Genomic DNA, 13,737 nt, shown 5'->3' on the forward strand with positions numbered 1-13,737 from the left:
GGCCATTTTCTATTTAGGGTGCTTGAATAATCAGCCAAATCTTCAGGCTAAACACTGGTTTAACCAGCATAAAAGCCAGAAATATCGCTTCAAAAGCGCTACAATAATTACTACACTGCACCTGCACCATCCCTTATAATTTTGTGGATCATGCGACCTCGCAGTGATTGATAAAAGGATGTAATAATAATGACCAAGTTAGATAGTCTACCCTCAGTGTTACTACAAAACGTCAGCAAGCTCATCAAACAAAAAGTAAAAGAGCAAGTAACGTTAGTCGAAAAGTTCGCTTTAACCCTCTACGGAAATATGTCAAATGAAGATTTAGTCGGTCGTAATGACAGTGATCTCTATGGTGCTGCCCTCAGTTTATGGCAAACATTAAATCAGCATGCCGATGCTGCCGCGCGGATCCGGGTGTTTAACCCTGAACTGGCTCGCCATGGTTGGGAATCTAAGCACACTATTGTTGAGTTAGTTGTGCAAGATATGCCATTTTTAGTTGATTCGGTGCGAATGGCGTTAACCCGTCATGGGATTACTGCGCACTTGTTATTGCACAACCCGCTGCAAACTAAGCGAGAGAAAGACGGCACCATAACCGATTTTTCAAAATTAGGTCGTTTAACCGATCCCACCACACAACAAACCGTGTTTCATATTGAAATTGACCGGATGACGGATGCTAGCGCTATCGATGCGTTAAAAGCCGAGTTGTTGTCTGTGATGGAAGATGTGTCTTTAGCGGTGCAAGATTGGCAACCGGCTAAGCAAAAATTAGAAGCGGTGATTGCGGCATTACCTAAGCATGCGGGTAAAGCCAGCAAAGAAGATATTGCTGAAACTACGGCGTTTTTAAATTGGTTAGTGAAAGATAACTTCACTTTATTGGGTTATCGCGCTTATGACATTAATCCGGTAAAAGGCGATTACCAAATTGTTGCCCATAAAGACAGTGCGCTCGGCTTAATGCGTCGCTCTGAACCACGTGATTTGATGTTATCCGAATTACCCGAGCGTGGCCGTGTGCAAGCGTTAAATAGCTCGTTGCTGGTACTAACCAAAACCAACAATAAATCTCGAGTACATCGCCCAGCCTATATCGATTATATCGGTATCAAGCGCTTTGATAAGAATGGTAATGTGGTGGGTGAAGATCGCTTTATCGGTCTTTATTCATCCAGTTTGTACAACAACAGTGCAGCGGATATTCCATTACTGCAAAGTAAACTGCAACAAGTGATGACCCGTTCAGAATTCGCGGTGGGCACACATGCCTACAAAGCGTTATTGAATATTTTAGAAACGTATCCGCGTGATGAATTATTACAAGCGAACGTTGATGAATTATTAGATGTGAGCATGGGCGTACTGCAAATGCAGGAACGTGACATGACGCGTTTGTTTTTGCGTGCAGATACCTTTGGCCGCTTTGTTACGGCGATGGTTTATGTGCCGCGAGAGCGCTATAACACGCAATTACGTAAAGATACGCAAGCCTTACTGGCACAAGCTTTAGGATCGACTGAGCCGGTTGAGTTTACTACGTATTTCTCTGAATCTGTGTTGGCCCGCACCCATTATTTGGTGCGGATCAATGACCGCCAAGTTGAGTATAAAGTGAAAGAAATTGAACGTAACCTGGTTGAAGCCGCGCGTACTTGGGAAGATAAACTCGAAACAGCCTTAATTGGTGTTTATGGCGAAGCCAAAGGTCGTGAGCTGAGTCGTAAGTATTTACATGCCTTTCCACGTGCCTATAAAGAAGACATGTTACCGAATGATGCCCTGGTTGATATCGGTAAGTTAGAAGGCTTAAATGCTGAACATAAGCTGGAAATGTTGTTCTACCGGCCACAAGAAGAGAGCAAAGACAGCAAAGCAGTACGTTTAAACTTATTCCATAAAGATCATCCTATCCACTTATCTGACGTGTTACCGATGTTAGAGAACTTCGGTTTACGGGTTATTGGTGAAACGCCTTATGCGGTGAAGTGTCCGGATGGTTCTGTAAGTTGGATCTTAAACTTCGCTATGGAGTTAACAGGGGAGTTACCGGCCGACTTTGCTGCAGCACAACAAAGCTTTCAAGATTCTTTAACCAAAGTGTGGTTAGGGCAGTTAGAAGACGATGGTTTCAACCGCTTAATTTTAGGTGCAGGCATTACTGGTCGTGAAGCGTCAATTATTCGTGCGTACGCTAAGTATAAACGGCAAATTGGTAGCACCTTCTCGCAAGCTTACGTTGAAAATACGTTCTCGCGCTATGCGGGTTTAGCCGGTTTATTGGTGCAGTTGTTCAGCATGAAGTTCGACCCAAAATCGAAAGCTACCGCTAAGTCGATTGAAAAGCTGGAAGAGCAAATTGCTGCGCAGTTAGAAAATGTCGCTAACTTGGATGACGATCGTATTATCCGCCGTTTCGTTGATATGATTAACGCGACCTTGCGTACCAACTATTATCAAAAAGCCGCTGATAACAGCGACAAGCCTTACATCTCGTTTAAGATAAAACCGGATCTGATCCCTGAAGTGCCATTGCCGTTACCGATGTTTGAAATTTTCGTTTATTCACCTCGGGTTGAAGGCGTGCATTTACGCTTTGGTAAGGTGGCGCGTGGTGGTCTGCGCTGGTCAGATAGACGCGAAGATTTCCGTACCGAAGTGCTTGGCTTGGTTAAAGCTCAGCAAGTTAAAAACACCGTTATTGTGCCGTCAGGTGCAAAAGGCGGTTTTGTATGTAAAAAACTACCGGAAACCGGCGGGCGTGAAGCCTTTATCAATGAAGGTAAAGATTGCTACCGCACCTTTATTCGTGGTTTGTTAGATATTACCGACAACATCGTGCAAGGCAGTATCGTACCCCCTACTGATGTTGTGCGTTTAGATGAAGATGATCCGTATCTCGTCGTCGCAGCAGATAAAGGCACGGCGACCTTCTCAGATATATCAAACGGTATTTCGGAAGAGTATTCCTTCTGGTTAGGTGATGCCTTCGCCTCAGGTGGCTCTAATGGCTACGATCACAAGAAGATGGGTATTACTGCTCGCGGCGGTTGGGAAGCGGTTAAACGCCACTTCCGTGAAATTGGCATCAATTGTCAAACAACCGATTTTACCTGTGTCGGTATCGGTGATATGGCCGGTGACGTATTTGGTAATGGTATGTTGTTGTCAAAACATATCCGCTTGCAAGTGGCATTTAACCACATGCATATCTTCGTTGACCCGAATCCTGATGCGGCAAGCTCGTTTAAAGAGCGTGAGCGTTTATTTAATCTGCCGACATCAACCTGGGATGACTATGACAAGTCATTGATTTCAGAAGGTGGTGCTATTTTCAGTCGCAGTGCGAAATCCATCAAACTTTCACCACAAATGAAAGAGATGTTAGGCACGAGCAAAGCGACCATGACACCGAATGAATTAATCCGTGAATGCTTAACCATGCCGGTTGATTTAATTTGGAACGGTGGTATCGGTACTTATCTGAAAGCGACGAATGAAAGCCATGCTGAAGTGGGCGATCGTGGCTCAGAAGCCCTGCGGGTGAATGGTCGTGATTTAAAAGCGAAGATCTTCGGTGAAGGGGGTAACTTAGGTGCGACGCAGCGTGGTCGTATCGAGTTTGCTAACAACGGTGGTCGTATCAACACCGACTTCGTTGATAACGTCGGTGGTGTAACCTGCTCTGATAACGAAGTTAATATCAAGATCCTCTTGAATGCGCTTGTCACGGGTGGCGATTTAACCATCAAACAACGTAATAAGTTGTTAAACGAAATGACGGATGATGTGGCGGCAATCGTGATTAAAGATTGTTACCGTCAAACGCAAAGCATTAGCTTGTCTTCATTACTTGGCTCTGAGCAAATTAAAGAGTACACGCGCTTTATCCATGCTTTAGAAAAAGACGGTAAGCTAAATCGTGAATTAGAATTCTTACCTTCTGATGATGATCTTGCCGATCGTATGGCTAAAGGCATGGGCTTAACGCGCCCAGAACTGGCTATCCTAACGGCCTATGGCAAGATGGTATTAAAAGAGCGTTTAGTTACGCCAGATATCTCGGATAATGCCTATTTCCAACAGTTACTCAGTGGCGCTTTCCCAAAAGTACTGCAAACAAAGTTTGCTGAGCAAATCAGCCAACACCCGTTAAAAGCCGAAATTATTGCCACTAAACTGGCGAATATGCTGGTTAATGAAATGGGGCCTAACTTTGTGCAACGTATGTTCGAAGAAACGGGCGCCTCAGTATCGGAAGTGGCCATTTGTTATGCTATCGTCCGTGAGTTGTTTGACGTGGGAAGCCATTGGAAACAATTAGAATTACTCGACAATAAAATTGCCGCAGATTTACAAAGCCGTGTGTTGTTCCAGTTACGTCGTACTATTCGCCGTGCCACGCGTTGGTTTGTACGTCATCGTGACAAGTCGTTGGATATCAAACAAACGATTGCTTTCTTCCAGCCTGCTTATAATGATCTGGTTCGCGATCTGTCGAAATACGTGGCCGAGCGTGAAATGCAGGAATTAACGGAGAAGAGCAAGGTGTTAACTGAACAGGGTATTCCGGCTGAGATTGCCCGTTACCTAACGCAGTTAAGCACGGTATTCTCGGTAATGGATATTGCCCAAGTGGCGGATAATCAACAACTGCCATTAGCGATGGTGTCAGAAATTTACTTCAAACTGGGCGACAAGCTAGAGTTACATTGGTTCCTCGAGCAGATCACGCGTCAACCGGTTGCTAACCACTGGCAAGCGCTAGCACGTGCCTCTTATCGTGAAGAATTAGATTGGCAACAACGGGGTTTAACTGCGGTAGTGGTGAAAAACTGCGGTAATGCCTGTGATACCAACGAGATTATTGACCATTGGTTAGCTCAGCACCATAGCTTAGTTGAGCGCTGGCGCTCCATGTTAGCCGAGTTTAAAACAACGCAAAGTCATGAATTTGCTAAATTCTCAGTGGCGATGCGCGAACTGATGTTGTTAAGTCAGTCAGTTTGATGCTGTTGTTTTAGTCGTAAAGTCATTACAATACCCCGGTTTTTCCGGGGTTTTTTATTGCAGGACCAACTATGTTTTATTCATTGACCAAGAAACTGTTATTTACCTGTGATGCTGAACGCTCGCATGACTTTGCTTTAGGCAGCCTAAAACGGCTAGCGCATTCTCCTGTTGCGGCCTTATGGCGGCAGCAATTAGTGGCAAAACCCAAAACGATAGCAGGGATCCATTTTGATAACCCGGTTGGTTTAGCCGCCGGTTTAGACAAAAATGCGGATTGTATTGATGCTTTTGGCCAAATGGGTTTTGGCTTTATTGAAGTGGGTACAGTAACGCCACGGCCACAAGCGGGCAATGATAAGCCGCGGATGTTCCGTTTACCGCAAGCCGAAGCCATTATTAATCGTATGGGCTTTAACAATAAAGGCGTTGACTATCTCGTTAACAATGTCAAAAACAGCCAATACAAAGGCGTGCTGGGTATTAATATTGGTAAAAACAAAGATACCCCGAACGAGCAGGGTAAAGACGACTACATTCACTGTATGCGCAAGGTTTACGCCCATGCCAGCTATATCACGGTCAATATTTCTTCGCCAAATACGCCGGGCTTACGTGATTTACAATTTGGTGAAGCTTTACTCGATTTATTAATGGCGGTAAAAAACGAGCAATTAGACTTACAAGCTCAATATGATAAGTATGTGCCGGTTTTCGTTAAGATAGCACCGGATATGGATTTAATTGCGGTGGAACAAGTCGCTGACACCTTACTGCGCAGTAAAATGGACGGTGCTATTGCCACCAATACCACCTTAGATCGTAGCCAAGTGGTGAATTTACCTTTTGCCAATGAAGCAGGTGGCTTGAGCGGTTTACCCGTACAACAAAAAAGTACGGAAGTCATCGCTCAATTACGCCATAAAGTAGGTAAAGACTTTCCTATTATTGGTGTGGGCGGTATCAACAATTCGGCTTCAGCGCAAGCAAAACTTTCGGCAGGGGCTGATCTGCTGCAAGTTTACACCGGTTTTATCTATCATGGCCCTAAACTCGTGAAAAACATCGTTGAATCGCTATAAAAAAACGTTTTTAATGTGAATTGCGCTTTTCAAATCTGATCTGCGTGCTATAGTACTTTGTAGTTACCTGTTCTGTTTCAAGGAGTAAAGAACATCAGATGTTAACGCCATCAGAACATTGGGTTTGGCATTATTGCCAAGAAGCAGATCGCTTGTTGTTAACCTTGAGTGCATCGTCATCGTTCACTTCCGAGTTAACGGGCGCTGTGCTCAATCAAAAAATCGTCTCACAGCCTTTTTCGTTAGAGGAAGCTGAGGCTTTTTGGCGTTTTCATGATGTGTTATTACCTTTGCCTTTGAGTGATGAAGAACGCGAGCAGTTTGCTTTGCATGCGTTAGCTAATCGTTATCGTCAATTATCTGCGCATAAAAGCTGGTATTTTGTTACTCAGCGCCAACAAGACATTGGTTTATATCAATTAGTGCAGTTACAGGGTAAAGATATTATTCCTGCTTTAGTGGTCGCCTCAGACTTAGAATGTATCGAATGTTTACTGCTGACCAAAGGCGAAACCTTAGCGGGTAAGTTGCTCACTCGTGGCACCGTGATCCGCGTATTGCGTAATCGTGCACAATTCTTTGAAATGAACGTTGATTTTGCCCAAACAGCCTAACGGCATCCCTTCTGCTTGGCGCTATGTTAAACTACAGCGTGGCTTTAAAGGGTAGGTTAACGTGTCATGCTTCGCATAAAAAAATTACTGCAGCAAGCGCTGCAGCGCACCACTAGTGATAGTGATAGCCCTAGCCATTCACGGTTAAGTAAAAAACGCCGTCTGTTATTACTCTTTCTTGCCTTATTTCATTTGTCTGGTTTGTTGTCTTCGGTTGATGCCTTGATGTCATCTCGTACCGCGCAAGGCAGTATTGCTTGGTTAGTGTCGCTTAATACCATGCCCTATGTTGCCGTGCCGGCTTATTGGATTTTTGGCCGCAGTCGATTTCAGGGGTATGTGATTTCCCGACAGTCTACGGATAACGAATTAGCAGCCAAGCATCAGTTAAAAACCAGCAGTGTTGATCCCTTTATTCGCGATGAAACCTTAGCGATAAGTCAGTTAGATGCGGTGGAACGCCTGGCTAAAATGCCGTTTTTAACTGGTAATCAGCCAGAATTATTAATTGATGGTGCACAGAGTTTCGCTAGCATGTTTGCTGGGATCCGTGCTGCAGAAGAGTATGTGCTGGTACAGTTCTATATTGTTAGAGACGATGAATTAGGTCGCCAGTTGCAGCAATTGCTGATCGATAAAGCGCGCGCTGGCGTGAAAGTGTATTTTTTGTATGATGAGATTGGTAGCTATCGTTTGCCGCATCAGTATATTCGCGCATTACGAACGGCCGGTGTTGATATTCGGCCATTTCAATCCACTAAAGGCCCGGGTAACCGTTTCCAACTGAATTTTCGCAATCATCGCAAAATCGTGATTGCGGATGGTCAATTCGGCTGGTTAGGGGGCTTAAATGTGGGTGATGAATATTTGGGGCAGGATCCGCGCTATGGCGCATGGCGAGATACCCATTTAAAATTAACGGGCCCGGCAGTACAAGCCTTGCAGCTGTCTTTTGTGGAAGATTGGTTTTGGAGTACCGACAGCCTGCCGGCATTACAATGGCAAGCCCAGGCCGCAGCAATGGGCGATGCTGCGGTATTAATCTTACCTTCAGGCCCTGCAGATCGATTTGAAACGGCCAGTTTACTGATCCAGCATGCCATACACAGTGCCGAACAACGGTTTTGGATTTCCAGCCCATACTTTGTGCCAGATGAAGGCACATTAGCGGCGTTAAAACTGGCGGCGCTTCGCGGTGTTGACGTACGGGTGTTGATCCCAGAGCAAACAGACAATGTGTTGGTCACCCATGCGGCCTATGCTTTTATTGGGCCTTTATTGGATGCGGGCGTAAGCATTTATCGTTATCAGCAGGGCTTTTTGCATGCTAAAAGTTTTATTGTTGATCAACAACTCGCCGCAGTGGGCACCATTAATTTAGATAATCGCTCGTTTCGACTGAATTTTGAAATTACCGCACTGGTGCATGACGACGCCTTTGTACAGAATTTGGCGGTACAATTTCAGCATGATTTTGCGCGGTCTCGCCAAATGAACTTAACCGAATTACAGGCTCAGCCTTGGTGGCATCGTGTGTTTGCACGTGCGGCTCATCTGCTGGCGCCGATCCTTTAGGAGTATTGCGATGCAAGAGCAAGCAAACTATCAACAGTTCATCGAAGTGTTACAGCACGCCCTGCGCGCTGAGCAACTGGTGAAAATGGTGTTGAGTAAATACCAAGGCCCCGAAGCCGCTCTACAACGCTTAGAAATGACGCCCGTGCAACTTAAAGCACAATGGCAATTAAAGTGTGTTTATCATTATCAAACGAATCACATCACAAAAAACCTATCACCAGAGCAGGCCCTTAGCCTAATTGCCGGCTTAGTACAGAATGACTTTCGGCAAGCGAATTTGCAAACAAGCACACAGCAATGTCAGCTTAGTTTAAGTAAAAAAGGGAAGTTTTTATTAAGCTGCCAAACCCAACACACGCAAACGGTCAGTGTGGCCAGTCATAATCGGCAAAAGCAGCGCTATGTCGAGCAAAGCCAGCCGTTTTTAAAAGCGTTAGGGGTCACTGATCAGCAAGGTCAGATTATTCCGGCGCTATCCAATAAATGGAAACAGCTGAATAAGTTTGTCGAAATTTTAGCAGCTGCGGTAAAAGAAACCGGTTTGAGTCAGCGGCTACAGTTACGCGTAGCCGATTTTGGCTCGGGTAAGGCTTATTTAACCTTTGCTATGCACGATTACTTTACCCATACCTTAGGTTTAACGGTGCAGGTTACCGGTGTAGAGTTGCGCCAACCTTTAGTGGATTTATGTAATAACACGGCGCAAACGCTGGGGTTAAACGGCCTGGATTTTGAACAAGGTGATGTAAAGCACTTTAAAGCTCGTGGCATTAATATCATGGTGGCGTTACATGCTTGTGATACCGCGACGGATCACGCACTGCATATGGGGATCCGCACCGGAGCAGAGATCATCATGTGCTCACCCTGTTGTCATAAAGAAATTCGCCCTCAGGTACGCTTACCCGACGTGCTAGCCCCCATGCTACAGCATGGTATTCATTTGGGGCAGGAAGCAGAAATGCTCACCGACAGTTTGCGCGCATTGCTATTAGAAGCACACGGCTATCAGACCAAGGTGTTTGAATTTATTTCATTGGAACATACCAGTAAGAACAAAATGATCTTAGCAACAAAGCGCCAAAGCCCTGAGGATAATAGCGCTGTGTTAGCCAAGATTGCCGCTTTAAAGCAGTTTTATGGGGTAGAGCAGCATTGTTTAGAGCAGTTATTGGCGGCGTCCGCAAACACCGCCTCTTGTTAACGTGTTAACGCAGAGCCGCCGCCAATTGTTTTACGGCAAGGTTCTGTGGGCCGTTTTTGGTGAGGTAATTACTTGCGCTATAGCCCCACCAATCCCAACAACCAAACGGGTTTAACGTGCTTTTTTCAACTTGCGGATATAACACCACCAGTTGATTGGCTTCAGCATAGTCATTTAAACCGGTTTGTCGCAGATAGGCTTCTCCGATCTGGCTAGCGTCTTGTCGACAGCCATGAAAGCTAATGTGCAAGTCACAACGTTGACCGGCAGCGCAGCTTTTTGGGATATACACATAACCATACTGTGCTAACTGACCTTGACTGGCGGGTGCTAACTGGTGTTGATCCAGTTTCAGTAACTGACCAATCGGATCCGTCGCGGCTTTTAAAGGTTTAGCCAAGATATGGCCCAGTAGTTTTGCTGCAGCGTCATACTGACAACTGGCGATAAAAGGCGATTCTGATTTATCACACTCAGTTAAACCGGCTTTTGCCGTGGGAAAGTGGTGCGCAAAAGGTTGATCGGCCACAACGGCCAACTGCGCTGCAGGTAACCAATGGGTATATTGTCTGGCTAATGCTGCGCCGACTTTAGCTGACACGGTTTGATCGGCACTGCCATTAAACAACCACACTTTAGCGCCTTGTACCGCGCTCAGTGGCGCTAATTCTCCCGCCTCGCGTAACTGATTCAGTTTCATTTCAATGGTGGCTAAATCAGGCTCTGAGTTGGGGTTCGCCATGCAGTGCCCCATAGCAATACGTAAATCGCCTTGAGCACAGTTAACCGGCCCAGCGGCTAAAATGGCGACCCCCGTGACGTCTTCAGCATAAGCTTGATGAAACTGACCGGCCATATAACCGCCGGAAGACAAGCCGGAAACGGTGATATTTGCGGTTAAATTCAATTTAGGTAAGGCTTCGCTGGCCGCGAGAGAGGTACTGACTACCATAGCACTGAGCACAGCTAGACGACATGACAACATAGTCACTCCAAAAATAACAATAATATGCCTTACTATCGGTCAGCATGCGACTAACGACAATAAGGCTTTAGTACAGTGGCAAGCGGTATTTAATCTTCAACCAGTAATGCTACACCGCGACCACGTGGATCGGCCACGGCGATCGGTGTCTGGTTTTCAATTTTAATTAATTGAATATCGCCAAGGTTCCAGTTTGGCGTGTGAAGCTGATATCCACGCTGTTTTAACTCTGCTGCTACTTCGCTGGCTAAATTGGCATAGGGTTCTAAGCGAATTTGATCTTGAGGTAACAATTGATGATGAAAGCGCAGCGCAGCCACCGCAGCAGCGGGAGTCATTTTATAATCATAAATATTCAGCATCACCTGAAAGATACTGGTGAAAATGGTTGAGCCACCGGGTGTGCCAATCACTAATTCCAGTTTTTGATCTTTTAACACAATACTCGGCGTCATCGAGGATAACATGCGTTTATTCGGCGCAATGGCATTGGCATCACTACCAACCACACCAAAAGCGTTCGGCACACCGGCTTTGGCAGAAAAATCATCCATTTCATTATTCAATAAAAAGCCTGCATCGGTCACCACAACACCACTGCCATAATCTAAATTCAGGGTATAGGTATTTGACACCGCATTACCGGCTTTATCGACGATGGAAAAATGGGTGGTTTGCTCAGATTCTAAACCCGGGCGTACTTTTGCCGTCTCTGAAATAGCCTTGGCATTCACTTCACTGGCGCGCTTGGCTAAGTAACGCTGATCGAGTAAGCGTTGCTGTGGTACTTCAGTAAAATCAGGATCACCAAGATAATCGGCACGATCGGCAAAAACGCGTTTTTCGATTTCGGCAATTAAGTGAACGTATTGGGCCGAGTTATGGCTGACATTAGCAAAGTGGGGAGCATTCAGATCTTTTAACGTCAGCAATTGAATTAACGCAATACCTCCTGAGCTAGGTGGTGCGACGGTTATCAATTGTTTATCGCGCCAAGTAGTCACAATAGGGTTACGCCAGACTGCCCGATAATTGGCTAAGTCTTCGGCACTGATTAAACCTTGCCCCCTCGCCATTTCAGCTAACAGTAATTTTGCGGTTTCACCTTGGTAAAAATCGGCTGGGCCATGCTCAGCAATTCGGCTTAAGGTTTTTGCTAAAGCCGGTTGTTTAAACTGTTCGCCTGGGCGCATTGCGCCAAAATAGTCAGCAAAGTTTGTCCGTCCGGCATAACGTTGTAGCGCATTCCCTTCATAATGATAGGCTTTATCTGGCACGGTGAAGCCTTCCTCTGCCAGTTTAATCGCTGGCGCGACTAAAGTTGCCCAAGGCAAGCTGCCGAACTGCTGGTGTGCTTGCCACAAGCCCATGACGGTACCTGGCACGCCGGAAGCTCGATGACCCACTAAGCTCATGCCTTCGATTACTTCACCTTCGGCATTTAAATACATATCACGGTGCGCTTTTGCCGGTGCCATTTCCCGATAGTCGAGAAAATAGGCTTTATTGTTAAACCACAGTGTCATAAAGCCACCGCCACCGATATTGCCTGCCTCAGGATAGGTTACCGCTAAGGTTAAAGCCGTAGCCACTGCTGCATCAACGGCATTGCCGCCTTGTTTTAAAACCGCTGCCGCTACTTCGGCACCATAACGATCTGGGCTGGCGACCGCACCGGCGTTAAGGGCGTTTTCTGCCTGCACGGGAGACATAACGGTGAGACAAACAATCAGCCCTAAGCGGCTGAACGGACGAGTGAAGAAAGACATAGCGAAGCTCCGAACAAAGATGAAACACAGAACATAGCATTGACGTTTAAGAAAAGAAATCGATGTTGTTATGCGCTTTTAGTCTTAGCAAAAATAAAGCGGTGTTAAGTGCTTTTTTGCAGAGCGTTTATGGGCTAACTCACGGCGGTAAGTGCCATCCAGCATGCAGTACACTTTCGATTGACTCAGCGCTGAGCAAGCGGCTGAGCAACATAAAAAAGGCGCCCAATAAAGGCGCCAAAGTGTCAGGTTAGTGTTGTAACACCAAAAATGCTAACAACGGGCGTTAATATAAGCGCTAACTGATTTTACGTTTTGATCTATCGCAAGAAATAGCTTAATCAACCGATATACTTGCTGAGCCCGCTGAAATAACGTACATCTAATAGCAGAATTTATTCACTGAGAAAGGTAGAAGAGACGATGAAAGTTTCCGTTTTAGCGGCATTGCTAAGTGTTGCTGGTGTTAATGCATTCGCAGCAAGCCCCGTTGGCATTGTTATTCATGGTGGTGCCGGTACGATCAACAAAGCACAAATGACAACCGAGCAGCAACAAGCCTATGAAGCGGCGTTAACCCAAGCCGTAGAGCAGGGTTACGCGGTACTACAGCAAGGGGGTAGCAGCTTAGATGCCGTGACCGCTGCAGTGATGCTGTTGGAGGATTCACCGTTATTTAATGCGGGCAAGGGGGCGGTATATACCTTTGACGAGCAGCATGAATTGGATGCGTCAATCATGCAGGGACAAGACCGACAAGCCGGTGCCGTGGCGGGGATCAGTACGATTAAAAACCCCATTTTATTAGCACGTGCCGTGATGGAGCAATCTGAGCATGTCATGCTTGCTGGCGCCGGAGCTGAAGCCTTTGCTGATACCTTGCCACTTGAGCGAGTAAAAAATACCTATTACAACACCGAGTTTCGGTATAAAGCCTTGCAACGTGCTAAGCAAGCTATGGCACCGCAACCGCATCAAGCACAGATCCCATTTGATCCAGCGTGGCGCATGGGCACCGTGGGCGCCGTTGCGATAGATCAGGCCGGTAATTTAGCCGCTGCCACTTCAACCGGTGGTATGACCGCGAAACGCTATGGCCGCATTGGCGATGCCCCGGTGATCGGTGCCGGTAACTTTGCGGATAACAGCAGTTGTGCGGTTTCTGCGACAGGCCATGGTGAATACTTTATCCGCTATCAAGTGGCTTCTGATATCTGCGCACGGGTTAAATATCAAGGTAAAATGGCCTCTGTGGCCGCGCAAGAAGTCATGAGTGAACTGGCAAAAGTAGGGGGCACTGGCGGTGTTATTGTGGTAGACGCGGCCGGGCAATTAAGCTGGGCGTTTAACACTGAAGGGATGTACCGCGCAATGCGTGGCGCAGTCACGCCACTGCGGGTCGAAATTTTTAGTGAAAACGCTGAGAATTAATCGTTAACCCCCATGCAAAATTTGCCTGATGAGCTAAGCTTAAAATGTTAACTAACAG

General features: G+C 46.2%; 8 protein-coding genes. 6 read left to right on the top strand and 2 right to left on the bottom strand.

Going from position 1 to position 13,737, the window contains the following annotated elements; translation table 11 throughout:
* Positions 1-189 precede the first annotated feature (189 nt).
* From LMJ53_RS07920 to LMJ53_RS07940, 5 genes are all read left to right on the top strand, one after another.
* On the top strand, positions 190-5,016 hold the full coding sequence (locus tag LMJ53_RS07920; protein ID WP_229585562.1) for an NAD-glutamate dehydrogenase: 4,827 nt from the start codon (positions 190-192) through the stop codon (positions 5,014-5,016).
* A 71-nt stretch (positions 5,017-5,087) separates the two neighbouring features.
* Complete coding sequence (gene pyrD, locus LMJ53_RS07925; protein WP_229585563.1) at positions 5,088-6,098, top strand: quinone-dependent dihydroorotate dehydrogenase; 1,011 nt, start codon at positions 5,088-5,090, stop codon at positions 6,096-6,098.
* 98 nt (positions 6,099-6,196) lie between these two features.
* On the top strand, positions 6,197-6,712 hold the full coding sequence (locus LMJ53_RS07930) for a cell division protein ZapC domain-containing protein (RefSeq protein WP_229585564.1): 516 nt from the start codon (positions 6,197-6,199) through the stop codon (positions 6,710-6,712).
* A 99-nt stretch (positions 6,713-6,811) separates the two neighbouring features.
* On the top strand, positions 6,812-8,287 hold the full coding sequence (gene cls, locus LMJ53_RS07935) for a cardiolipin synthase (RefSeq protein WP_420778853.1): 1,476 nt from the start codon (positions 6,812-6,814) through the stop codon (positions 8,285-8,287).
* A gap of 10 nt (positions 8,288-8,297) precedes the next feature.
* Positions 8,298-9,494: a class I SAM-dependent methyltransferase gene (locus tag LMJ53_RS07940; protein ID WP_229585566.1), complete on the top strand. Its 1,197-nt coding sequence runs from the start codon at positions 8,298-8,300 to the stop codon at positions 9,492-9,494.
* A gap of 4 nt (positions 9,495-9,498) precedes the next feature.
* Here the strand turns inward: LMJ53_RS07940 and LMJ53_RS07945 are convergent, their stop codons facing one another.
* Together LMJ53_RS07945 and ggt are read right to left on the bottom strand one after the other, a co-directional pair.
* Positions 9,499-10,479, bottom strand: coding sequence for a PHB depolymerase family esterase (locus LMJ53_RS07945; RefSeq protein WP_229585567.1), 981 nt, complete (start codon positions 10,477-10,479; stop codon positions 9,499-9,501).
* A gap of 89 nt (positions 10,480-10,568) precedes the next feature.
* Positions 10,569-12,248, bottom strand: coding sequence for a gamma-glutamyltransferase (ggt, locus tag LMJ53_RS07950; RefSeq protein ID WP_229585568.1), 1,680 nt, complete (start codon positions 12,246-12,248; stop codon positions 10,569-10,571).
* 423 nt (positions 12,249-12,671) lie between these two features.
* Between ggt and LMJ53_RS07955 the strand changes: the two genes are divergently transcribed.
* Positions 12,672-13,679 (top strand): isoaspartyl peptidase/L-asparaginase family protein, encoded by a 1,008-nt coding sequence (locus LMJ53_RS07955; RefSeq protein ID WP_229585569.1) that lies wholly within the window; start codon positions 12,672-12,674, stop codon positions 13,677-13,679.
* The last annotated feature ends 58 nt before the right edge of the window (positions 13,680-13,737 follow it).

Origin of the sequence: Rheinheimera sp. UJ51 (assembly GCF_020819615.1) — a bacterium.
Lineage (GTDB): Bacteria > Pseudomonadota > Gammaproteobacteria > Enterobacterales > Alteromonadaceae > Alishewanella > Alishewanella maricola.

Bases quoted from the DNA above. Each gene is read 5' to 3' on its own strand.
- LMJ53_RS07940 (WP_229585566.1), top strand. From the start codon at position 8,298: ATGCAAGAGCAAGCAAACTATCAACAGTTCATCGAAGTGTTACAGCAC.
- pyrD (WP_229585563.1), top strand. From the start codon at position 5,088: ATGTTTTATTCATTGACCAAGAAACTGTTATTTACCTGTGATGCTGAA.
- LMJ53_RS07945 (WP_229585567.1), bottom strand. From the start codon at position 10,479: ATGTTGTCATGTCGTCTAGCTGTGCTCAGTGCTATGGTAGTCAGTACC.
- LMJ53_RS07930 (WP_229585564.1), top strand. From the start codon at position 6,197: ATGTTAACGCCATCAGAACATTGGGTTTGGCATTATTGCCAAGAAGCA.
- ggt (WP_229585568.1), bottom strand. From the start codon at position 12,248: ATGTCTTTCTTCACTCGTCCGTTCAGCCGCTTAGGGCTGATTGTTTGT.
- LMJ53_RS07955 (WP_229585569.1), top strand. From the start codon at position 12,672: ATGAAAGTTTCCGTTTTAGCGGCATTGCTAAGTGTTGCTGGTGTTAAT.
- LMJ53_RS07920 (WP_229585562.1), top strand. From the start codon at position 190: ATGACCAAGTTAGATAGTCTACCCTCAGTGTTACTACAAAACGTCAGC.